Consider the following 21,493-nt stretch of genomic DNA (forward strand, 5'->3'; position numbering starts at 1 on the left):
TCAAGTCATACACCGTTGTGGCGAGGGGATTTATCCCCGTTGGGCTACGAAGTAGCCCCAAGGTAGATAGCGTGGTACCTCAGGTAAGCAGTATTTGATTTTTTTGGGGCTGCTTCGCAGCCCAACGGGGATAAATCCCCTCACCACAGTTTCATGATCCGGCAGGCAACTCACGCACATCGCGCATCAACAACCCAAACCGCAGGTCCACCGCATCCGGGATGGGCAGGTACACCACGTGTCCATCCCCCGGTGCCACCTCGATGCCCTGGCCTTTGGCATTCTGCAACTGATGCAGGTCGAAGTGGAAATTGCCCTTGGGGGTCATCAGTTCCATGTGATCCCCCAGGCCAAAGCGGTTCTTCACCCGCACTTCGGCCAGGCGTTCGCGCCGTTCGCCGGTCAGTTCACCGACGAACTGCTGGCGCTCCGACACCGAGCTGCCGTTTTGGTAGTTCTGGTATTCGTCGTGCACGTGGCGCCTCAGAAAACCTTCGGTGTAGCCGCGCTGGGCCAGGGACTCCAGGTCGGTCATCAGGCCACGATCGAATTCCCGCCCGGCCACCGCGTCATCGATAGCCCGGCGATACACCTGGGTGGTGCGCGCGCAATAGAAGTGCGACTTGGTCCGGCCTTCGATCTTCAGCGAGTGCACGCCCATGCGCGCCAGGCGCTCGACGTGTTGTACGGCGCGCAGGTCCTTGGCATTCATGATGTAGGTGCCGTGTTCGTCCTCGAAGGCCGGCATGGATTCCTCCGGGCGGTTGGCTTCCTGGAGCAAAAACACTTGGTCGGTGGGCGCGCCGAGGCCCAGGGTCGGCTCGGGCTGATAGCTCTGCACAATGTCGCCCACGGCATTTTCCACCGCCGGTTGTGCCGCATATTTCCAACGACAGGCATTGGTGCAACTGCCCTGGTTGGCGTCGCGCTTGTTCAAATAGCCGGACAGCAGGCAACGCCCGGAATAGGCCATGCACAGCGCTCCGTGGACGAACACTTCCAGTTCCATGGCCGGCACCTGTTCGCGGATCTCGGCGATTTCCTCCAGGGACAGTTCCCGGGACAGGATGATCCGGTTCAAGCCCTGTTGCTGCCAGAACTCGACGCTCGCCCAGTTCACCGTGTTGGCCTGCACCGACAGGTGAATCGGCATCTGGGGGAAATGCCGGCGCACCAGCATGATCAGCCCCGGGTCGGACATGATCAGCGCGTCCGGCGCCATGGCGATCACCGGTTCAAGGTCTTTGAGGAAGGTGCGCAGCTTGGCGTTGTGCGGGGCAATGTTCACCACCACGTAGAAGCGCTTGCCCATGGCCTGGGCCTCGGCAATACCCAAGGCCAGATTCGCATGGTCGAACTCGTTGTTGCGCACCCGCAGGCTGTAGCGCGGTTGGCCGGCATACACCGCATCGGCACCGTAGGCGAAGGCATAGCGCATGTTTTTCAGGGTGCCGGCGGGAGCCAGCAGTTCGGGGGCGGCGAGGGTCATGATGGCGTCGGATCGCAAAAGGCGGCGAGGGTAGCCCATGGTCGGCCAGGCTTTATTGATCTGAATCAATGCACGACGCAAACGAGAAGGCACTCCCACGAGTCCTGGCTGACTAACGTTTATCCCGCCTTTGGACATGGAAAGCTGATGAATCGAAAGATGCTGCAAAACAAAGCCCAGATGCTGCTCCTGGTGCTGGTCACCATCGCGTTCATCTGGATTCTGCTGCCGTTTTACGGCGCGGTGTTCTGGGCGGTGATCCTGGGCATCGTCTTTGCGCCGATGCAGCGCCGCCTGCAGTTGAAATTCGGCTGGCACCGCAATGTCACGTCGCTGTTCACGTTGAGCATCTGTGTGGTCAGCGCGATCTTGCCGGTGATCATCATCAGTACGTTGTTGGTCCAGGAAGGCGCGGCGCTGTACAAGAGCCTGGAAAGCGGAGAACTGGACATTGCCGATTACCTGGCCCGTTTCAAGGATGCCTTGCCGCCGTACTTCCAGCACCTGCTGGACCGCTTCGGCCTGGGCAACCTGAACGGCTTGCGCGACAAGATCGTCAAGAGCGCGATGCAAGGCAGCGAGTTCTTCGCCACCCAGGCCTTCAGTTTCGGCCAGGGCACTTTTCAGTTCCTGGTCAGCTTCTTCGTGATGATCTACCTGCTGTTCTTCTTTCTGCGCGACGGCGCGGAGCTGGTGCGCAAGGTGCGCATGGCCATTCCCTTGGCGGAACACCAAAAGCGCCGCCTGCAGTTGAAGTTCAATCGAGTGGTGCGCGCCACGGTGAAGGGCAACCTGCTGGTCGCCATCAGCCAAGGGGCGCTGGGTGGGCTGATCTTCTGGATCCTGGGGATTCCGACGGTGTTGCCCTGGGCGGTGCTGATGGCGTTCCTGTCGTTGTTGCCAGCGGTGGGGGCGGGCCTCGTCTGGGCGCCGGTGGCGGTGTATTTCCTGCTCTCGGGGGCGATCTGGCAGGGCGTGGTGTTGACGCTGTTCGGGGTGTTCGTGATCGGCCTGGTGGACAATTTCCTGCGCCCGATCCTAGTGGGCAAGGACACCAAGATGCCCGACTACATGGTGCTGGTCTCGACATTGGGCGGGCTGGCGGTGTTCGGGCTCAATGGCTTCGTGATCGGGCCGCTGATCGCCGCGCTGTTCATGTCGAGTTGGGCCCTGTTCGTCGAAACCACGCCGCGGGTGCAGTTGCCCTAGGCGCTCAGCAGGTACGGGCCGATGCGTTGCGACAGGGCCTGGGCGGCGGGCAGTGAAGTCAGCGGGCCGCTGATGGTCACGCCGTCTTGCACCAGATACCAGCAGGCCAGCAACCCGAGCTCCCGGAGTGGGGCAGGGACGGCGCTGCCAATGACAGACATGATTTGAACCTTGGGCATGGAACACCTCCATCAATCGATGGGGGTTACCTTACGACTCAGTGGGGGTAACGAAAAATCAACCGGCTCAATAGTAGGAATCGATGCCGCTCAATCGACGACCAGATCGAGCATGTGCACCACTTCCTGCTCGTTGAGCAGGCCCTTGCGCACCAGGTTTTCCGCCAACAGGGAAAGAAACTTGGCGCTGCGGTGGCCTTCGAGTTGCTTGAGTTCGGTCAGCACGTTGTACACCTTGCTTGAGGTGCACAGGCCGACGATGCGATGGGGGTTTTGTGTGGGCATACCTTCGTCCTTGTTCTTATGAAGCTGTTGTTGGCGGACAGAGCCAGTTTGCGGCCCTGTCATGACGCTCACGTGACAGCTTGGGTTGTTGGAAAAAAGAAAGCAGGATTCAGACCATAATGCCTTTTTGGCGCCGGATTATTGTTCCTGTAGCGACCTCGGCAAGTCTTTTCAACCAGCTGCGCTTTATTTTTCCCACAAAAAAGCCCCTGAACCTTTCGATTCAGGGGCTTGATTACTTGCTATCTGGCTCCACGACCTGGACTCGAACCAGGGACCCAGTGATTAACAGTCACTTGCTCTACCAACTGAGCTATCGCGGAATGGCGCGTATGTTACTGATTGGAAAAGAGAAGTCAAGCGTCCATTGGCGGACGGCGCGTTCCTGGTGGCCTTTGACGGTCAATCAACGATTGGCAGTTACCGTCAGGGCAGGAGAGGACTACCATGGTCGCCCGGAAGTGGCAGGATGCGCTGCCGGCCATTCGCCGACACTAAGGTATGCGCCATGAACCACCTGTTACCTCTTCTCAGTGCCCGCCGCGCCGAGGTGCTCTTGTGAGTACCGCCCAGATCAGCTTGCCCAAGGGTGTGGGGCCTCATGCCGAGAAACTGTACGACGCCATCACCCAGGCGAGCACGGCTGAGGAATTGAACCGTGCCGGGGGCAAGGCCGAGGGTTTTGTCCTGGGGTTGGAAAGCACCAAGGCGATCAAGAGCCAGGTGGCCGAGTCGCTGTATGTCATCTATGACGATGCGGCGAGCCAGCGGGCGACGGAGTTGTAGTCTCGATGCATTTGCTTGTATAGGGAATGCGGGGGGGCTGGATGCTTTTTGTGGTGAGGGGATTTATCCCCGCTGGGCTGCGTAGCAGCCCTGAAATTAGCAACGGATGTAGTAGGTTAATAACTTCAAGCACCTTGGGGCTGCTTCGCAACCCAGTGGGGATAAAATCCCCTCGCCACAGGTTTTGGTGTGTGCCTGTTTTCATAGGCTTAGACAGCCAAAAAAACGGGAAGCCATGGCTTCCCGTTCTTCATTCCAGCGACCTTCAGATCACCTGGACGATAGCCTTGGTCACCGCGTCGATGTTGTTCTGGTTCAGCGCGGCCACGCAGATGCGGCCGGTGTCCAGGGCGTAGATGCCGAACTCGTTGCGCAGGCGCGTCACTTGTTCAACGGTCAGGCCGGAGTAGGAGAACATCCCGCTCTGGCGTGCGACGAAGCTGAAGTCGTGGTGCGGGGCGGCCTTGGCCAGCATGTCCACCATCTGGACGCGCATGCCGCGAATGCGCAGGCGCATTTCGGCCAGCTCGGCTTCCCACTGGGCCCGCAGTTCCGGGCTGTTGAGCACGGCGGCGACGATGCTGGCGCCGTGGGTCGGTGGGTTGGAGTAGTTGGTGCGGATCACGCGCTTGACCTGGGACAGCACGCGGGCACTTTCTTCTTTCGATTCGCTGACGATCGACAGGGCGCCGACGCGCTCGCCGTACAGGGAGAACGACTTGGAGAACGAGCTGGAGGCGAAGAAGGTCAGGCCCGACTCGGCGAACAGGCGCACGGCTGCCGCGTCTTCGTCGATACCGGCGCCAAAGCCCTGGTAGGCCATGTCCAGGAACGGAACGTGGTTCTTGGCCTTGACCACGGCCAGCACGTTTTTCCAGTCTTCCGGGCTCAGGTCCACGCCGGTCGGGTTGTGGCAGCAGGCGTGCAGCACAACGATCGAGCGGTCGGGCAGGGCGTTGAGGTCTTCCAGCAGGCCGCTGCGGTTCACGTCGTGGGTGGCGGCGTCGTAGTAGCGGTAGTTCTGCACCGGGAAACCAGCGGTTTCGAACAGGGCGCGGTGGTTTTCCCAGCTTGGGTCGCTGATGGCGACGACGGCGTCAGGCAGCAGTTGCTTGAGGAAGTCGGCACCGATCTTCAGTGCGCCGGTGCCGCCCACGGCCTGGGTGGTGATGACGCGACCGGAGGTGATCAGCGGCGAATCCTTGCCGAACAGCAAGGTCTGCACGGCCTGGTCGTAGGCGGCAATGCCGTCGATCGGCAGGTAGCCACGGGAAACGTGCTGAGCCACGCGAGCCGTCTCGGCCTCGACAACGGCGCGCAGGAGTGGAATACGCCCCTCTTCATTGCAGTAAACACCTACACCCAGGTTGACCTTGTTGGTACGAGTGTCGGCGTTGAAAGCTTCGTTGAGGCCCAGGATGGGGTCGCGGGGTGCCAATTCGACAGCGGAAAACAGGCTCATTATTGCGCGGCTCTAATGGAGAGTGAGGGGAGGTGTGGCGCTCCAGCCGAATGCACTAGAGCGGTGCACAAACGGGGAGCTAGTATAGAGGCCATCACTCGGCACGGCGACAGGCGATTCGGCTTTCAGGCTAAGTTTTTTCGATTTTTTTCGACCGTTAGTCCTTTCGCCGCGTCAAAGTCTTCAAGGCGTGTAGGACGTTCGTCTTGAAAGCGAAGGCATTCACCTCCACATTGTGTGCATCCCAGCTTTTTCCTCGGGCAACACCCGTCGTTTCGGTCTTTCTCGTTCCTGTCGGCTGGCCGACAGGGGTGAATCCAGAGGTTATGTCATGTCTGAATTCCAGCTAGTCACCCGCTTCCAGCCCGCCGGCGATCAGCCGGAAGCCATCCGCCTGATGGTCGAAGGCATCGAGGCCGGGCTGGCGCACCAGACGTTGCTCGGTGTGACCGGTTCGGGCAAGACCTTCAGCATCGCCAACGTGATCGCCCAGATTCAGCGCCCGACCCTGGTACTGGCGCCGAACAAGACCCTGGCGGCGCAGCTGTACGGCGAGTTCAAGGCGTTTTTCCCGAATAACGCCGTGGAATACTTCGTTTCCTACTACGACTACTACCAGCCCGAGGCCTACGTGCCGTCGTCGGACACCTTCATCGAGAAGGATGCCTCGATCAACGATCACATCGAACAGATGCGACTGTCGGCGACCAAGGCCTTGCTCGAGCGCAAGGACGCGATCATCGTCACCACGGTGTCGTGCATCTACGGCCTGGGCAGCCCGGAAACGTACTTGAAGATGGTGCTGCACGTGGACCGTGGCGACAAACTCGACCAACGCGCCTTGCTGCGGCGCCTGGCGGACTTGCAGTACACCCGCAACGACATGGATTTCGCCCGGGCGACGTTCCGGGTGCGTGGCGATGTGATCGACATCTACCCGGCGGAATCGGACCTGGAAGCGATTCGCATCGAGCTGTTCGACGATGAAGTGGAGAGCCTCTCGGCGTTCGACCCGCTGACCGGTGAAGTGATCCGCAAGTTGCCACGCTTCACGTTCTATCCCAAGAGCCACTATGTGACGCCCCGGGAAACCCTGCTGGACGCCATCGAAGGGATCAAGGCCGAGTTGCAGGAGCGCCTGGAATACCTGCGTTCGAACAACAAGCTGGTGGAAGCCCAGCGTCTGGAGCAGCGGACCCGGTTTGACCTGGAGATGATCCTGGAGCTGGGCTACTGCAACGGCATCGAAAACTATTCGCGCTACCTGTCGGGCCGTCCGGCGGGCGCGCCACCCCCTACCTTGTATGACTACCTGCCAGCCGATGCCCTGCTGGTCATCGACGAGTCCCACGTCAGCGTGCCCCAGGTCGGCGCCATGTACAAAGGCGACCGTTCGCGCAAGGAAACCCTGGTGGAGTACGGTTTTCGCCTGCCCTCGGCCCTGGACAACCGGCCGATGCGCTTCGATGAATGGGAAAGCGTCAGTCCGCAGACGATTTTTGTCTCGGCCACCCCTGGCAACTACGAGGCCGAGCATGCCGGACGGGTGATCGAACAGGTGGTGCGGCCGACCGGGCTGGTGGATCCGCAGGTCGAAGTGCGTCCGGCGCTGACCCAGGTCGATGACCTGCTCTCGGAAATCACCAAGCGCGTGGCGGTGGAGGAGCGGGTGCTGGTCACCACGCTGACCAAGCGCATGGCCGAAGACCTTACCGATTACCTGGCCGACCACGGCGTGCGGGTGCGCTACCTGCACTCGGACATCGACACGGTGGAGCGGGTCGAGATCATTCGCGACCTGCGCCTGGGGACCTTCGATGTGTTGGTGGGGATCAACCTGCTGCGCGAAGGCCTGGACATGCCGGAAGTGTCGCTGGTGGCGATTCTCGACGCCGACAAGGAAGGTTTCCTGCGTTCCGAGCGTTCGTTGATCCAGACCATCGGTCGCGCGGCACGTAACCTCAATGGCCGGGCGATTCTGTATGCCGACCGCATCACCGGCTCCATGGAGCGGGCCATCGGCGAGACCGAGCGCCGTCGCGACAAGCAGATCGCCTTCAACCTGGCCAACGGCATTACCCCCAAGGGCGTGTTCAAGGATGTCGCCGACATCATGGAAGGCGCCACCGTGCCCGGCTCGCGCAGCAAGAAGCGCAAGGGCATGGCCAAGGCGGCCGAAGAGAGCGCTCGTTACGAGGCCGAACTGCGCTCGCCAAGCGAAATCACCAAGCGCATACGCCAGTTGGAAGAGAAAATGTACCAGTTGGCCCGGGACCTGGAGTTCGAAGCGGCGGCGCAATTGCGTGATGAGATTGGCAAGTTGCGCGAGCGATTGCTGGTTGTCTGAGGTTGTGTGGCGACCTTAAGGGCGTCATCGCGAGCAAGCTCGCCCCCACAGTTCGATCGAATCGCCCAATGATCCCTTGCGGGAGCGGGCTTGCCCGCGATGGGGGCGATTCGGTCTGGCGACTGCCGACACAAATCCCGCTCTCACTGGAGCCCGCCCGCCATCGCCTGTTACCATTCGCCCCCTGTTTGTTCTTCGCTTTTATATTCTTTCCGAGACATGCCATGACCACCGTCCGCACCCGCATCGCGCCTTCGCCCACTGGCGATCCCCATGTCGGCACCGCCTACATCGCTTTGTTCAACTATTGCTTTGCCAAGCAGCATGGCGGCGAGTTCATTCTGCGGATCGAGGACACCGACCAGTTGCGTTCGACCCGCGAGTCCGAACAGCAGATCTTCGACGCCCTGCGCTGGTTGGGGATCGACTGGAGCGAAGGCCCGGACGTCGGCGGCCCGCACGGTCCGTACCGCCAGAGCGAGCGTGGTGACATCTACCAGCAGTATTGCCAGCAATTGGTGGACATGGGGCATGCGTTCCCGTGTTTCTGCACGGCCGAAGAGCTGGACCAGATGCGCGCCGAGCAAATGGCCCGTGGCGAAACCCCGCGCTACGACGGCCGGGCGCTGCTGCTGTCCAAGGAAGAAGTCGCCCGTCGCCTGGCGGCTGGCGAGCCTCATGTTATCCGCATGAAGGTGCCCACCGAAGGCGTCTGCGTGGTGCCGGACATGCTGCGTGGCGATGTCGAGATCCCGTGGGATCGCATGGACATGCAAGTGCTGATGAAGACCGATGGCCTGCCAACGTACTTCCTGGCGAATGTGGTCGACGATCACCTGATGGGCATCACCCACGTCCTGCGCGGTGAAGAGTGGCTGCCATCGGCGCCGAAACTGATCCTGCTCTACGAATACTTCGGCTGGGAGCAACCACAGCTGTGCTACATGCCGCTGCTGCGCAACCCGGACAAGAGCAAGCTGTCCAAGCGCAAGAACCCGACCTCGGTGACGTTCTACGAGCGCATGGGCTTCATGCCCGAGGCGATGCTCAACTACCTGGGACGCATGGGCTGGTCGATGCCGGACGAGCGCGAGAAGTTCTCGCTGCAGGAAATGGTCGAGCATTTCGATCTGTCGCGCGTATCCCTGGGCGGGCCGATCTTCGACGTCGAGAAACTGTCGTGGCTCAACGGCCAGTGGCTGCGGGACCTGCCGGTGGAAGAGTTCGCCGCACGTGTGCAGAAGTGGGCATTGAACCCTGAGTACATGATGAAGATCGCCCCTCATGTGCAGGGCAGGGTAGAGACCTTCAGCCAGATCGCCCCTCTGGCCGGTTTCTTCTTCGCCGGCGGCGTGACGCCGGATGCGAAGCTGTTCGAGTCCAAGAAGCTCTCCGGTGACCAGGTGCGCCAGTTGATGCAACTGATCCTGTGGAAGCTCGAAAGCCTGCGTCAGTGGGAGAAGGACAGCATCACCGCGACCATCCAGGCCGTGGTCGAATCGCTGGAGTTGAAATTGCGCGATGCCATGCCGCTGATGTTCGCCGCCATTACCGGCCAGGCCAGCTCGGTGTCGGTGCTCGATGCGATGGAAATCCTCGGGCCGGACCTGACCCGTTTCCGCCTGCGCCAGGCCATCGATCTGCTCGGTGGTGTGTCGAAGAAGGAAAACAAGGAGTGGGAAAAACTGCTGGGCGCGATCGCGTAAGCGCTCGATGAGGCAGGACATACCCCGGTTTTCCGGGGTTTGTCGGTAAGTGATTGTTATCCCGGCAAAAAATTTTCAAATTTGTTGAAAATAAATTTGACAGCCCTCCGATACGCCCTTAAGATTCGCCCCGTCCTCAGCGATGAGGGGCTATAGCTCAGCTGGGAGAGCGCTTGCATGGCATGCAAGAGGTCGACGGTTCGATCCCGTCTAGCTCCACCAATTTACACTTCAGGGCCTGGCCACACCGGTCTTGAAGCGATCAACACTCAGCGTTGATCAGTTGTATAGAAGGGTTTGCGTCCCCTTCGTCTAGTGGCCTAGGACACCGCCCTTTCACGGCGGTAACAGGGGTTCGAGTCCCCTAGGGGACGCCAGTTTTACAGAAGCGATGTTGCAAGATGTCGCTCCGCCGCGAGGCGAAAAATCCGGGGCTATAGCTCAGCTGGGAGAGCGCTTGCATGGCATGCAAGAGGTCGACGGTTCGATCCCGTCTAGCTCCACCAATTACAGGTTCAAGGTCTGGCCACACCGTCCTTGAATCGATCAGCTCTCAGCGCTGATCAGTCAGAAGGTTTGTGTCCCCTTCGTCTAGTGGCCTAGGACACCGCCCTTTCACGGCGGTAACAGGGGTTCGAGTCCCCTAGGGGACGCCACGATTACCCGCTCTGCGGGATTTTATAAGGGTCATTCAATTCTTGAATGGCCCTTTTGTTTGTCTGGCGTTCGGCCAATTCCCTTATCCTTGAAAATAGACTTCTGACCGGCGGTCAAAATTTCCGCTTGCGGAAAATTATTATAGGAATAATATTTCAGTCGTAATATTCGGAGGCGACGATGAGCGATAAAAAGGCACAAACCCGTGAACGCATTCTCAAGGCCGCCAGCGATGCGCTGATCCAGCGTGGGCCGGCTGAGCCGAGTGTGGGCGAGGTGATGGGCGCGGCCGGCCTGACGGTGGGTGGTTTTTATGCCCATTTCGAAAGCAAGGATGCCTTGATGCTGGAGGCATTCAAGCAATTGCTCAATCGGCGCCGCGGCCTGATCGCCGACATGGACGGCGAGCTGACAGGCGAAGAGCGGCGCGCCCTGGTGGCGGCGTTCTATCTGTCGCGCAAGCACCGCGATTCCACCGAAAACGCTTGTCCGATCCCGGCGTCGGTCGGCGAGCTCGGCCGGCTGCCGGATGCGTTTCGTGAAGTGCTCAATGAGCATATCGAGTTGATGGTCGCGCAATTGGCGGCCAGCCCGGAGGACGCTGACAAGGCCCTGGCCGATATCGCCTTGATGGTGGGCGGCCTGGCCCTGGCGCGAGCACTGGGCCCTGGAGAGTTATCGGATCGTTTGCTGCGCGCCGCCAAGTCGGCGGTGCGATGAGCTAAGGCGCAAGCCCTGGAGATGAGCGATGAACAGGTTGAGCTGGATTCGTAGCGTCAATGGCACGCTTGGTTGGGTGGCTCCGCGCCTGGTGGCGAAGAAGATGCGTGGGGTGTTCATGCAGCCCCGGAACCTGCCGCCCCGCGACTGGGAGTTGCCGCTGCTGGCCAGTTCCGAGCGCATCACCTTGCGTTTCGGTCTGTCGGCGTTACGTTGGGGCAGGGGCCCGGTCGTCCTGCTGATGCACGGCTGGGAAGGGCGGCCTACTCAGTTCGGGGCGTTGATCACTGCGTTGGTGGACGCCGGCTACATGGTGGTGGCGCTGGACGGCCCGGCCCATGGTCGCTCTCTTGGTCGCGAGGCGAATGTCTTGCTGTTCGCCAGGGCCATGCTTGAAGCAGCGGCTGAATTACCGCCGCTGCAAGCCGTGATCGGGCATTCCATGGGCGGTGCCAGTGCCATGCTGGCGGTTCAGTTGGGGTTGCGTACCGAGACCCTGGTCAGTGTTGCCGCGCCCGGCCGCATTCTTGGCGTGTTGCGCGGGTTTGCCCGAATGATGGGGTTACCACCCAAGGCACGTTCGGCCTTCATTCGCGAAGTGGAGCGTGACGTCGGCATGCGGGCCGCAAAGATGGACGTCTCCCACTACCAGCTGGATCTGCCCGGGCTGATCGTCCATGCCGAGGACGACACATTCGTCTCGGTCAAGGAATCGCAACTGATCCACGAAGCCTGGTTCGACAGCCGCTTGCTGCGATTGCCCGAGGGTGGGCACCAGCGGGTGCTGGCCGATCCTCGTGTCATTGATGGTGTGTTATCACTGCTGGCCGGGCGCAGCCTGCAAGCGCGGCAATCGGCTTGATCATCCGTTACACTGCCCCGATCCACATTCAACCGGGAGAGGGGCATGGGCTGGGATCGCGCAACACCGTTCATTATTGATCTTCAGGTAAATGCCGAAGACATCGACGGGCTGGGTCACGCCAACAACGCGGTGTACGTTACCTGGCTCGAGCGCTGTGCCTGGCGTCATTCCCAGCTCCTGGGCCTGGATCTGGTGGAGTACCGGCGCCTCGACCGGGCCATGGCAGTGGTGCGGCATGAAATCGATTACCTGGCAGCCGCCTATGAAGGCGACGAGCTGCAATTGGCGACCTGGATCGTCGACTGGGACCAACGGTTGAAGATGACCCGGCATTTCCAGCTGATTCGGCCAAGCGACAACACCACGTTGCTGCGGGCCCAGACCACCTTCGTTTGCATTGAACTGTCCACTGGCCGACCCAAGCGTATGCCGCCGGAATTCATTGAAGGCTATGGTGTGGCGCTGAATCCATCTGGTCTCTGCATAGACTGACCCACCGCTATCGCGAGCAAGCTCGCTCCCACAAGGATTTGTGGTGAATGCCAGATTTGCAGGCAAAATCCGGTAAACTGCCGCACGTTTTTTCCTTGAGTGTGTCTTTTTCATGCAAATTGCCCTGGCGCCCATGGAGGGGTTGGTCGACAACATCCTGCGGGATGTCCTGACCCGTGTTGGCGGGATCGACTGGTGTGTCACCGAGTTCATCCGTGTCAACGACCGCCTGCTCACGCCGGCCTATTTCCATAAGCTCGCCCCTGAGTTGCTGACGGGTGCCCAGACGGCTGCCGGCGTGCCGTTGCGGGTGCAGTTGCTCGGTTCCGATCCGGTATGCCTGGCGGAAAACGCGGCGTTGGCGTGCGAGTTGGGTTCGGAAGTTATCGATCTGAATTTCGGTTGCCCGGCCAAGACCGTGAACAAATCCCGGGGTGGGGCGGTGTTGCTCAAGGAACCGGAGTTGCTCAACCAGATCGTCGAACACGTGCGTCGTGCGGTGCCCAGGCATATCCCTGTTACCGCCAAGATGCGCCTGGGTTTCGATAGCCCGGACGGTGCGCTGGTCTGTGCCACGGCGCTGGCCGAAGGTGGCGCGGCGCATATCGTGGTGCATGCGCGGACCAAGGTCGACGGCTACAAGCCTCCGGCCCACTGGGAGTGGATTCCGCGGGTGCAGGAAGTGGTCAAGGTGCCGGTGTTCGCCAACGGCGATATCTGGAGCGTGGACGATTGGCGCCGTTGCCGCGAAATCAGCGGTGTCGAAGACATCATGCTCGGTCGCGGTCTCGTTTCCCGTCCTGACCTGGCCCGGCAGATCGCCGCCGCTCGAGCCGGTGAGGAGGTGGTCGAGATGTCCTGGGTCGAACTGCAGCCGATGCTCCACGACTTCTGGGTGCAAGTGGTCGAGCAGCTGACGCCGCGCCAGGCCCCGGGCCGGTTGAAGCAGTGGCTGGCGATGCTGACTCGCAATTACCCCGAAGCGGTGACGCTGTTTAGCGCTTTGCGCCGGGAAACCGACCTGGACGCGGTGGGCCATTTGCTGGGTGTGCAGCGCACCGAAGCGGCTTGAAAAAATTTCAGAAAAAGCTCTTGAAAAGTTTTTGGCGGTCCCTAGATAAGGGTTACGCGATGCCGAATTCGGGTCGCGGAGACAAAAAAACTTGCTGAATTTTTCAGGAGATTTGAATCATGAGTACTGCATTTTCGCTGGCCCCTCTGTTCCGTTCCTCGGTAGGTTTCGACCGTTTCAACGACTTGTTCGAAACCGCCCTGCGCAACGAGCCGGGCAGCAGCTATCCACCCTACAATGTGGAAAAACATGGTGATGACGAGTACCGCATCGTGGTCGCCGCCGCCGGGTTCCAGGAAGAAGACCTGGACTTGCAGGTGGAAAAAGGTGTGCTGACCATCAGTGGTGGCAAACGTGAAGCCAGTAACGACAGCGTCACCTACCTGCACCAGGGCATCGCCCAGCGTGCGTTCAAGCTGTCCTTCCGGTTGGCCGACCATATCGAGATCAAGTCCGCCGGCCTGAGCAACGGTCTGTTGAGCATTGACCTGCTGCGAGTGGTTCCGGAAGAGGCGAAAGCCAAGCGCATCCCGATCAACGGGGCGCAGCAGCAACCCGCGTTGCAAAACTGATGCATCGCAGTTGAAGAAGGGCGCCAGATGGCGCCCTTTTTCATTTTGCAGATCAGTGGAAGATTAATTGTGGCGAGGGGATTTATCCCCGCTGGGCTGCGAAGCGGCCCCAAAACCAGCCGCCTCGGTATGTCAGGTGGGTCAGTGTCGTTCAATTTCTTTGGGGCTGCTGCGCAGCCCAACGGGGATAAATCCCCTCGCCACAGTGTCATTGCCACAAGGGTTTGTTTCATAGCGTATTACGGCAACAACCGCTCAAACGCCTCCAGCGGCAACGGCCGGCTGTGCAGGTAGCCCTGGTACAAATGGCAATCGAGCCCCTGCAAAAAATGCAATTGTTCCAGGGTCTCCACGCCTTCGGCAATCATGATCAGGTTGAGGCTGCGGGCCATGGCGACGATGGCGCGGATGATTTCGGCGTCGTTGGGGTCGCTGGTGGCGTCGCGCACGAATGACTGGTCGATCTTCAGCGTGTCCACCGGCAGGCGCTTGAGGTAGGTCAGCGACGAATAACCGGTGCCGAAATCATCCATGGCGAAGCTCACCCCCAGTTTCTTGAGCCGGCGCATCTTGGCAATGGTGTCGTCCAGGTTCTGGATCACGATGCCTTCGGTGATCTCCAGTTTCAGCAGGGAGAAGGGCAGGCCATGAGTGACGAGGCTATTTTCGATGCGTTCGACAAAGTCGCTCTGGCGGAATTGCCGTGGGCTGATGTTCACGCACAGGCTGAATTGCTGGGGATCGATCTTGCCTTTGGCGATCAGTTGCTTGAAGCCGTCGCAGGCCTCATCGAGGATCCAGGTCCCGACTTCCAGGATCAGGCCACTGTCCTCCAGCACTTTGATGAATTCGTTAGGCGATTGGGCGCCCAGGTCCGGGTGATGCCAGCGCACCAGGGCTTCGGCGCCGATGATGCGGTTGTCCCGGGCATCGACCTGAGGCTGGAAATGCACGCTGAACTCGCCACGGGCCAGGGCAAGGCGCAGGTCGGTCTCCATGCGCAGCCGTTCGCTGGCGGCTTTTTGCATGGTGGTGTGAAACATCTGCGAGGTGTTGCGCCCTGAGTCCTTGGCGCGGTACAGCGCGATGTCGGCGCGCTTGAGCAAATCGGTGGGCGTGGAACCGTGGTCGGGAATCAGCGCTATACCGATGCTCGGCGTGACCTGCAGTCGCTGGCCATCGAGGAACATCGGCTCCGAGAGCAATTCGCGCAGGGTGTTGGCCAGGGTCTGCACTTGCTTGCTGACATCGCTGCGCGAGCCTTCCAGGCCGCTGAGCAGCACCACGAATTCATCGCCACCCAGCCGGGCGACGGTGTCTTCCAGGCGCACGCTGGCCTCCAGGCGTGCGGTGATTATCTTCAGCACGGTGTCGCCCACCGGGTGACCGAGGGAGTCGTTGATGTGCTTGAAGTGATCCAGATCGAGAAACAGTAGGGCGCCGCGCAAGTTGTGGCGCTTGAGCAGGGCGATCTGCTGGCTCAGACGGTCCATCAGCAAGGCGCGGTTGGGCAGGTTGGTCAGCGGGTCGTGGTAGGCCAGGTGGCGGATCTGGGCTTCGGCATTGCGCAGCAGGCTCACGTCCCGGGCGGTCAGCAGCAGGCACGCCGTTTCATTGAGGGTGATGGGCTCGACCGAGACCTCCACCGTAAGGATTTCCCCCCGTTTATTGCGCCCGAGCATCTCCTGGTGAACGACGCGGCCCTTGAGTCGCAGCTCGGCCAGCAAGGCGGCTCGCTGTTTTTCTTCGGCCCAGATCCCCACTTCGTAGACGGTGTGCCCGATCACTTCGTCGGCGCGGTAGCCGGTCAGCCGGCAGAAGCCGTCGTTGACCTCGAGGTAGCGACCGCTTTCGAGCTCGGTGATGGTGATGGCGTCGGGGCTGGAATGAAACGCCTTGGCGAATTTCTCTTCACTGGCCTTGAGGGCGGCTTCGGAGCGTTGCTGTTGCGTGATGTCCCGCAAGGTCGTGACGATGCAGGGCTGGTTGCCGACGTTGATTTGCCGGCTGGAAATCACACAGGTCAATGGCTGGCCGTTCTTATGGTGAACGACGATGGCGACATTGTTCAGCGATTGTTCGCGGATCACCCGTTCGATGCGTTGCAGGCTGCTGCCCGAGGCATCCCATAGGCCGATTTCGTCGGCGTCGAGACCAATCACGTCGCTGGCGGTCCAGCCGAAGGTCTGGGTGAAACTGGAATTGATCTCAAGGAACCGGCCGCTGTCCTGGTGAGTGACGCAGATGGGGTCGGGGCTGACCTGGAACAGTGTGGCGAATTTTTCCTCCGAGGCGGCCAGGCTCTGTTCGCGCTCCACCTGGTCGGTGATGTCGAGCAAGGTGCCGGCCATGCGCAAGGGGCTGCCGTCGTCGTTGCGGTAGAGGCGGGCGCGGCTTTCCAGGTAGCGCGAGCTGCCGTCCGGCAGTTGCACGCGGTAGGTCAACTGATAGTTGCCCGCCGGGCCTTCGCGCAGGCTGCGATAGGCATTGCGCATGTTGTTGCGTTCTTCAGTGGGAACGCCTTCGAAAAACGCATCGAAGGATTCGTGGAACGGCTTGGGCTCCAGGCCATGGAGCTGCGCGGCCCGGGCCGAGCCGTAGAGCATGCCGCTGGGGATGTGCCAGTCCCAGGTGCCCAGTTGCGCCGAGTCGAGGGCCAGGTCCAGGCGTTCCTGGCTGTCCTTGAGGGCCTGTTCGGCGAGTTTGCGCTCGGTGGTGTCTAGGAAGGTGCTCAACAGGTAGGGCTGGCCCTCCAGCTCGACTTTCTGTGCGCTGAGCAGGCCGGTGTGGATCTGGCCGTTGCTGGCTCGCAGTTCCACCTCCATGCTCGCCAGTTCGCCCTTGGCCTTGATGGCTTCCAACAGTTTTACCCGTTGCCCGGGGTCGACCCACAGGCCCAGTTCCAGGGTGGTCCGGCCAATCACATCGTGCAGCGGCCAGCCGAACAGGCTTTCGAAATACTGGTTGGCCTCGCTGATCATCCCGTCTTCCTGGCGGGTCAGCAGTACCATGTTCGGGCTCAGGTGGAACAGCGTGGCAAAGCGCTTTTCCGAACTGCGCAGCGCCTGTTCCCGCTCGCGCTGATGGGTGATTTCGCGGATCACCCCGATCATGCGCGGGCGCCCGTGCTTGTCGGGCAGCACGCTGCCGCTGATCTCCAGCCAGTGCAGGCTGCCATCGGGCCAGACGATGCGGTGGTGCATGGCCTGTTCCAGCGGCGCTCCGGTCACTGCTGCGTGAAAGGCGCGCATGGCCCGGGCCCGGTCTTCGGGTAGTAACAGGTCCAGATAATCCACATCCGCTGGCAATGGCTGGCGCGGATCGAAGCCGAACAGCGCCTGGGTGCCACGGGACCAGCTGATCTGGCCGCTGTCGATGTCCCACGACCAGGCCCCCAGCCGTGCACCGTTCAGGGCGGCCAGCAACTGGGGCGCGCTGTCCCAGCTTTGTTCGGACCGTTTCGGGTCGAGCGCCTGGATGCGTGGCAAGGGCGGAAGGTGGTCAGCGGGTTTGGGCATTATCTCGCGAGCCTTGAGCGGGTTTGGGCATAAAGCACAAGCGTTCGGGCCCTACAGGCGCGGCACAACCTATGCCTTTGTCCCTGGCAAATCGATTTGTGCGTCCAGTAAGGCCATGAAAGCCCGTGCGGCATTCGATAGCGTCCGTTCGGTGTGCAAGATATAGCCTAGCTGGCGACTGAGTTGTATGCCCGGCAAAGGAATGCGCGCCACCTGTTCGTCGAGCATGGTGCGCGGCAAGACGCTCCAGGCCAGGCCGATGGAGACCATCATTTTTATGGTTTCCAGGTAATTCGTGCTCATGGCGATGTTCGGCGTCAGGCCCTGGGCTTCGAACAGCCGTTGCACGATGTGATGGGTAAACGTGTTGCCCCCCGGGAAAACCGCCGGATGCAAGGCGACGTCCGCCAGGCTGACCGCGCCGTTTTCCAGCAGCGCATGCTCTGGGGCGACCACGAAATCCAGGGGGTCGTCCCACACTGGCTTGGCCCGTACCAGCGTGTGGGGTTCGGGGGCGAGGGTGATGACGGCCAGTTCCGCCCGTCCATGGAGGATTTCTTCGTAGGCCACTTCCGAATCCAGGAACTGGATATCCAGTGCCACCTGGGGGTAGCGTCGGGTGAATTCCCGCAATAACGGCGGCAGGCGGTGCAGGCCTATGTGGTGGCTGGTGGCGAGTGTCAGGCGCCCGGTCACTTCGCCGGTCAGGTTGGTCAGGGCGCGGCGGGTGTCGTCCAGCACGTTGAGGATCTGATAGGCCCGTGGCAGCAGGGCCCGGCCGGCCTCGGTCAGGCCCACTTCACGACCGAGGCGGTCGAACAGGCGCACCTTGAGCTGTTGCTCAAGGCCGGCAATGCGCTTGCTGATGGCCGGCTGGGTCAGGTGCAGGCGTTCGCCGGCACCGGAGAAACTGCCCGTCTCGGCGATGGCTATAAAGGCATTGAGGTTGGCGAGGTCCATGGCGGTTCCGGTTGAATTCCAGTTGGTTATGCAAAGTATGAAAAATATGAATTTGAGTTATTTAATGTAACCCCATAGGATCAGCCTCACAAGCCAAGGGGTTATTGATTCGTTCAGGGCCCGGGGGCATAGAAACAAGCTGATGAGGAAACCGTCTGATGGCCGGCAAAACGCTCTACGACAAGCTCTGGGATTCGCATTTGGTCAAGCAGCGCGACGATGGCTCGGCGCTGATCTACATCGATCGTCACATCATCCACGAAGTGACGTCGCCGCAAGCCTTCGAAGGCCTGCGCCTGGCCGGGCGCAAGCCTTGGCGCATCGATGCCAACATCGCGACCCCGGACCACAACGTACCGACCACGCCAGAGCGCAAGGGCGGCATCGAAGCCATTGCCGACCAGGTCTCGCGCCTGCAGGTCCAGACCCTCGACGATAACTGTGACGAATACGGCATCGTCGAATTCAAGATGAACGATGTGCGCCAAGGCATCGTCCACGTCATCGGCCCGGAGCAGGGCGCGACCTTGCCTGGCATGACCGTGGTCTGCGGTGACTCGCACACCTCGACCCACGGTGCTTTCGGCGCCCTGGCCCATGGCATCGGCACCTCCGAGGTGGAGCATGTGCTCGCTACCCAGTGCCTGGTCGCCAAGAAAATGAAAAACATGCGGGTAGCGGTCGAAGGCAAGTTGCCGTTCGGCGTGACCGCCAAGGACATCGTCCTGGCCGTGATCGGCAAAATCGGCACCGCCGGCGGTAACGGCCATGCCATCGAGTTCGCCGGCAGTGCGATCCGCGACTTGTCCGTCGAAGGCCGCATGACCATTTGCAACATGTCCATCGAGGCTGGTGCCCGCGTCGGCCTGGTGGCCGCCGATGAAAAAACCGTGGAATACGTCAAGGGCCGTCCGTTCGCCCCGAAAGGCGCGGAATGGGACATGGCGGTCGAGGCCTGGAAAGACCTGGTCTCCGATGCCGATGCCAAGTTCGACACCGTGGTCGAGCTCGACGCAACGCAGATCAAGCCGCAAGTCAGCTGGGGCACTTCGCCTGAGATGGTGTTGGCGGTGGACCAGAACGTACCGGATCCGGCCAAGGAAATGGACCTGGTCAAGCGCGACTCCATCGTCCGCGCCTTGAAATACATGGGCTTGAGCGCCAACCAGGCGATCACCGACATTCAGCTCGACCGCGTGTTCATCGGCTCCTGCACCAACTCGCGGATCGAAGACCTGCGCGCCGCGGCGGTGATCGCCAAGGGCCGCAAAGTCGCCTCGACCATCAAGCAGGCCATCGTGGTGCCGGGCTCGGGCCTGGTGAAGGCCCAGGCGGAAGCGGAAGGGCTGGACAAGATTTTCCTCGAGGCCGGTTTCGAATGGCGTGAGCCGGGCTGCTCGATGTGCCTGGCGATGAACCCGGACCGTTTGGAGTCGGGCGAGCATTGCGCCTCTACCTCCAACCGTAACTTCGAAGGCCGTCAGGGCGCCGGTGGCCGTACGCACCTGGTGAGCCCGGCCATGGCCGCGGCGGCGGCTGTCAACGGCCGTTTCGTCGACGTCCGCGAATTGATCTGAAGGAGCGCAGCATGAAAGCTTTTACCCAGCACACCGGTCTTGTCGCGCCTTTGGATCGTGCCAACGTCGACACCGACCAGATCATTCCCAAGCAGTTCCTGAAGTCCATCAAGCGCACCGGCTTCGGCCCGAACCTGTTCGACGAGTGGCGCTACCTGGATGTCGGCCAGCCTTACCAGGACAACTCCAAGCGGCCGTTGAACAAGGATTTCGTGCTTAACGCCGAGCGTTACCAAGGCGCCAGCGTGCTGCTGGCCCGGGAGAACTTCGGCTGCGGCTCTAGCCGTGAGCACGCGCCATGGGCCCTGGAAGAGTACGGTTTCCGTAGCATCATCGCGCCGAGCTATGCCGACATTTTCTTCAACAACAGCTTCAAGAACGGCTTGCTGCCGATCATCCTCAGCGATGCTGACGTGGATGAGCTGTTCCAGCAGGTCGAGGCCAACCCCGGCTACCAGTTGCAGATCGACCTGGCCGCCCAGACCGTGACCCGTCCCGACGGCAAGGTGCTGGGTTTCGAGATCGACGCGTTCCGCAAGCATTGCCTGCTCAACGGCCTGGACGATATCGGCCTGACCTTGCAGGACGGCGAGGCGATTGCCGCGTTCGAGGCCAAGCACCGGGCGAGCCAGCCTTGGCTGTTTCGCGATGCTTGATTTTGCGTAAGGCGTAAAGACACCATCGCGAGCAAGCTCGCTCCCACATTGGATTTGCGGCGTTCACAAAGCCCCCGTGGGAGCGAGCTTGCTCGCGATGGGGCCGGCCCAGGCAAGACAAAACCACAAGGACATCCCATGACCAGCAGCGCCCACAGTCAGGTTGTACAAAAGCAATTCGGTGAACAGGCCTCGGCCTATCTGAGCAGTGCCGTGCACGCCCAGGGTGCTGAATTCGCGCTGCTACAAGCTGCATTGGCCGGTCGTGGCGATGCCCGGGTGCTGGACCTGGGGTGCGGTGCCGGCCATGTGAGTTTCCACGTGGCCCCGCTGGCCGGTGAAGTAGTGGCTTATGATTTGTCCCAGCAGATGCTCGACGTGGTTGCCACGGCGGCTGCCGAGCGTGGCCTGGGCAATATCGGCACGGTATGCGGCGCCGCTGAGCACCTGCCGTTCGCCGACGCTGAATTCGACTTCGTGTTTAGCCGTTACTCGGCGCATCATTGGAGCGACCTGGGCCTGGCGTTGCGGGAAGTGCGCAGGGTGCTCAAGCCGGGCGGCGTGGTGGCGTTCATCGACGTCCTGTCGCCTGGCATGCCGTTGCTGGACACGTACCTGCAAAGCGTCGAAGTGCTGCGTGACACCAGCCATGTGCGCGATTATTCGGCCGGTGAGTGGTTGCGGCAGGTCAGCGAGGCGGGGCTGCACACCCGCAGTACTTCGCGTCAGCGCCTGCGCCTGGAGTACCGCTCCTGGGTCGAGCGCATGCGCACCCCCGAGGTGATGCGGGCGGCGATTCTCCAGCTGCAGCGCTCGATGGGTGACGAAGTGCGTGAATATTTTCAGATTGAGGCCGATGGTTCGTTCAGTACAGATGTGCTGGTGCTGTGGGCCGAGCGATAGCATTTTTCCCGGCCAGGCGTTGGGTACAAAGCCCAGGC

General features: G+C 61.1%; 18 protein-coding genes and 5 tRNA genes. 16 read left to right on the plus strand and 7 right to left on the minus strand.

The genetic code is table 11. The features are described from left to right. Positions 1-151: 151 nt before the first annotated feature. Positions 152-1,489, minus strand: coding sequence for a prephenate-dependent tRNA uridine(34) hydroxylase TrhP (yegQ, locus tag BT116_RS17295; protein ID WP_072345904.1), 1,338 nt, complete (start codon positions 1,487-1,489; stop codon positions 152-154). 147 nt (positions 1,490-1,636) lie between these two features. Between yegQ and BT116_RS17300 the strand changes: the two genes are divergently transcribed. Continuing rightward, positions 1,637-2,698 (plus strand): AI-2E family transporter, encoded by a 1,062-nt coding sequence (locus BT116_RS17300; protein ID WP_072345876.1) that lies wholly within the window; start codon positions 1,637-1,639, stop codon positions 2,696-2,698. Here the strand turns inward: BT116_RS17300 and BT116_RS17305 are convergent. The 3 genes from BT116_RS17305 to BT116_RS17315 all read right to left on the minus strand — a co-directional run bounded on the left by BT116_RS17305 (position 2,695) and on the right by BT116_RS17315 (position 3,485). Then, positions 2,695-2,877 carry a hypothetical protein gene (locus BT116_RS17305; RefSeq protein ID WP_003203898.1) on the minus strand — a complete coding sequence of 61 codons (183 nt, stop codon included), beginning with the start codon at positions 2,875-2,877 and terminating at the stop codon, positions 2,695-2,697. The two genes, BT116_RS17300 and BT116_RS17305, sit on opposite strands and share 4 nt — an antisense overlap. A gap of 90 nt (positions 2,878-2,967) precedes the next feature. Then, complete coding sequence (locus tag BT116_RS17310; protein WP_003203896.1) at positions 2,968-3,162, minus strand: hypothetical protein; 195 nt, start codon at positions 3,160-3,162, stop codon at positions 2,968-2,970. A gap of 247 nt (positions 3,163-3,409) precedes the next feature. Beyond that, positions 3,410-3,485: transfer RNA gene (locus BT116_RS17315), tRNA-Asn, on the minus strand. A gap of 235 nt (positions 3,486-3,720) precedes the next feature. Here BT116_RS17315 and BT116_RS17320 point away from each other — a divergent pair. Then, positions 3,721-3,948: a hypothetical protein gene (locus tag BT116_RS17320; RefSeq protein WP_018612405.1), complete on the plus strand. Its 228-nt coding sequence runs from the start codon at positions 3,721-3,723 to the stop codon at positions 3,946-3,948. A gap of 265 nt (positions 3,949-4,213) precedes the next feature. On the opposite strand, the gene BT116_RS17325 is transcribed toward BT116_RS17320, so the two are convergent. Continuing rightward, positions 4,214-5,410, minus strand: a complete 1,197-nt coding sequence (locus tag BT116_RS17325) for an amino acid aminotransferase (protein ID WP_072345877.1) — start codon at positions 5,408-5,410, stop codon at positions 4,214-4,216. 331 nt (positions 5,411-5,741) lie between these two features. On the opposite strand from BT116_RS17325, the gene uvrB reads away from it, so the two are divergent. The 11 genes from uvrB to BT116_RS17380 all read left to right on the plus strand — a co-directional run bounded on the left by uvrB (position 5,742) and on the right by BT116_RS17380 (position 13,841). After that, complete coding sequence (gene uvrB / locus BT116_RS17330; protein ID WP_072345878.1) at positions 5,742-7,757, plus strand: excinuclease ABC subunit UvrB; 2,016 nt, start codon at positions 5,742-5,744, stop codon at positions 7,755-7,757. A gap of 224 nt (positions 7,758-7,981) precedes the next feature. Beyond that, positions 7,982-9,463, plus strand: coding sequence for a glutamate--tRNA ligase (gene gltX / locus BT116_RS17335; protein WP_014337445.1), 1,482 nt, complete (start codon positions 7,982-7,984; stop codon positions 9,461-9,463). A 146-nt stretch (positions 9,464-9,609) separates the two neighbouring features. Next, a tRNA-Ala gene (locus BT116_RS17340) sits at positions 9,610-9,685 on the plus strand. Between the two features lie 79 nt (positions 9,686-9,764). Continuing rightward, positions 9,765-9,840 (plus strand) — tRNA-Glu (locus tag BT116_RS17345). A gap of 53 nt (positions 9,841-9,893) precedes the next feature. Then, positions 9,894-9,969: transfer RNA gene (locus tag BT116_RS17350), tRNA-Ala, on the plus strand. A 74-nt stretch (positions 9,970-10,043) separates the two neighbouring features. Continuing rightward, a tRNA-Glu gene (locus BT116_RS17355) sits at positions 10,044-10,119 on the plus strand. A gap of 181 nt (positions 10,120-10,300) precedes the next feature. After that, positions 10,301-10,840, plus strand: a complete 540-nt coding sequence (locus tag BT116_RS17360) for a TetR/AcrR family transcriptional regulator (RefSeq protein WP_072345879.1) — start codon at positions 10,301-10,303, stop codon at positions 10,838-10,840. 28 nt (positions 10,841-10,868) lie between these two features. Continuing rightward, positions 10,869-11,702, plus strand: coding sequence for an alpha/beta fold hydrolase (locus BT116_RS17365; protein WP_072345880.1), 834 nt, complete (start codon positions 10,869-10,871; stop codon positions 11,700-11,702). 45 nt (positions 11,703-11,747) lie between these two features. Further along, entirely contained in the window at positions 11,748-12,197 is a 450-nt protein-coding gene (locus BT116_RS17370; protein WP_072345882.1) for an acyl-CoA thioesterase, read from the plus strand. A gap of 112 nt (positions 12,198-12,309) precedes the next feature. Next, positions 12,310-13,269, plus strand: a complete 960-nt coding sequence (locus BT116_RS17375) for a tRNA dihydrouridine synthase (protein WP_072345884.1) — start codon at positions 12,310-12,312, stop codon at positions 13,267-13,269. 119 nt (positions 13,270-13,388) lie between these two features. Then, entirely contained in the window at positions 13,389-13,841 is a 453-nt protein-coding gene (locus BT116_RS17380; RefSeq protein ID WP_072345887.1) for an Hsp20 family protein, read from the plus strand. Positions 13,842-14,080: 239 nt separating this feature from the next. On the opposite strand, the gene BT116_RS17385 is transcribed toward BT116_RS17380, so the two are convergent. Both BT116_RS17385 and BT116_RS17390 read right to left on the minus strand, forming a co-directional pair. Then, a complete protein-coding gene (locus BT116_RS17385) occupies positions 14,081-17,359 on the minus strand; it encodes a PAS domain S-box protein (protein WP_072345889.1) in 3,279 nt (1,092 codons plus the stop codon). Positions 17,360-17,428: 69 nt separating this feature from the next. Next, positions 17,429-18,319: a LysR family transcriptional regulator gene (locus BT116_RS17390; protein WP_072345891.1), complete on the minus strand. Its 891-nt coding sequence runs from the start codon at positions 18,317-18,319 to the stop codon at positions 17,429-17,431. Positions 18,320-18,477: 158 nt separating this feature from the next. Between BT116_RS17390 and leuC the strand changes: the two genes are divergently transcribed. The 3 genes from leuC to BT116_RS17405 all read left to right on the plus strand — a co-directional run bounded on the left by leuC (position 18,478) and on the right by BT116_RS17405 (position 21,455). Further along, on the plus strand, positions 18,478-19,896 hold the full coding sequence (leuC, locus tag BT116_RS17395; protein WP_072345893.1) for a 3-isopropylmalate dehydratase large subunit: 1,419 nt from the start codon (positions 18,478-18,480) through the stop codon (positions 19,894-19,896). 11 nt (positions 19,897-19,907) lie between these two features. Next, a complete protein-coding gene (gene leuD, locus BT116_RS17400) occupies positions 19,908-20,552 on the plus strand; it encodes a 3-isopropylmalate dehydratase small subunit (protein WP_003203864.1) in 645 nt (214 codons plus the stop codon). A gap of 138 nt (positions 20,553-20,690) precedes the next feature. Then, on the plus strand, positions 20,691-21,455 hold the full coding sequence (locus BT116_RS17405; protein WP_072345895.1) for a class I SAM-dependent methyltransferase: 765 nt from the start codon (positions 20,691-20,693) through the stop codon (positions 21,453-21,455). Positions 21,456-21,493 lie beyond the last annotated feature (38 nt).

It is taken from the genome of Pseudomonas sp. NFACC16-2 (assembly GCF_900119205.1).
Classification (GTDB): Bacteria; Pseudomonadota; Gammaproteobacteria; order Pseudomonadales; family Pseudomonadaceae; genus Aquipseudomonas; species Aquipseudomonas fluorescens_Q.

What these genes read in the sequence shown, in the direction of transcription:
- yegQ (WP_072345904.1), bottom strand. Translation starts at nt 1,489, where the DNA reads ATGACCCTCGCCGCCCCCGAACTGCTGGCTCCCGCCGGCACCCTGAAA.
- BT116_RS17300 (WP_072345876.1), top strand. Translation starts at nt 1,637, where the DNA reads ATGAATCGAAAGATGCTGCAAAACAAAGCCCAGATGCTGCTCCTGGTG.
- BT116_RS17305 (WP_003203898.1), bottom strand. Translation starts at nt 2,877, where the DNA reads ATGCCCAAGGTTCAAATCATGTCTGTCATTGGCAGCGCCGTCCCTGCC.
- BT116_RS17310 (WP_003203896.1), bottom strand. Translation starts at nt 3,162, where the DNA reads ATGCCCACACAAAACCCCCATCGCATCGTCGGCCTGTGCACCTCAAGC.
- BT116_RS17325 (WP_072345877.1), bottom strand. Translation starts at nt 5,410, where the DNA reads ATGAGCCTGTTTTCCGCTGTCGAATTGGCACCCCGCGACCCCATCCTG.
- uvrB (WP_072345878.1), top strand. Translation starts at nt 5,742, where the DNA reads ATGTCTGAATTCCAGCTAGTCACCCGCTTCCAGCCCGCCGGCGATCAG.
- gltX (WP_014337445.1), top strand. Translation starts at nt 7,982, where the DNA reads ATGACCACCGTCCGCACCCGCATCGCGCCTTCGCCCACTGGCGATCCC.
- BT116_RS17360 (WP_072345879.1), top strand. Translation starts at nt 10,301, where the DNA reads ATGAGCGATAAAAAGGCACAAACCCGTGAACGCATTCTCAAGGCCGCC.
- BT116_RS17365 (WP_072345880.1), top strand. Translation starts at nt 10,869, where the DNA reads ATGAACAGGTTGAGCTGGATTCGTAGCGTCAATGGCACGCTTGGTTGG.
- BT116_RS17370 (WP_072345882.1), top strand. Translation starts at nt 11,748, where the DNA reads ATGGGCTGGGATCGCGCAACACCGTTCATTATTGATCTTCAGGTAAAT.
- BT116_RS17375 (WP_072345884.1), top strand. Translation starts at nt 12,310, where the DNA reads ATGCAAATTGCCCTGGCGCCCATGGAGGGGTTGGTCGACAACATCCTG.
- BT116_RS17380 (WP_072345887.1), top strand. Translation starts at nt 13,389, where the DNA reads ATGAGTACTGCATTTTCGCTGGCCCCTCTGTTCCGTTCCTCGGTAGGT.
- BT116_RS17385 (WP_072345889.1), bottom strand. Translation starts at nt 17,359, where the DNA reads ATGCCCAAACCCGCTGACCACCTTCCGCCCTTGCCACGCATCCAGGCG.
- BT116_RS17390 (WP_072345891.1), bottom strand. Translation starts at nt 18,319, where the DNA reads ATGGACCTCGCCAACCTCAATGCCTTTATAGCCATCGCCGAGACGGGC.
- leuC (WP_072345893.1), top strand. Translation starts at nt 18,478, where the DNA reads ATGGCCGGCAAAACGCTCTACGACAAGCTCTGGGATTCGCATTTGGTC.
- leuD (WP_003203864.1), top strand. Translation starts at nt 19,908, where the DNA reads ATGAAAGCTTTTACCCAGCACACCGGTCTTGTCGCGCCTTTGGATCGT.
- BT116_RS17405 (WP_072345895.1), top strand. Translation starts at nt 20,691, where the DNA reads ATGACCAGCAGCGCCCACAGTCAGGTTGTACAAAAGCAATTCGGTGAA.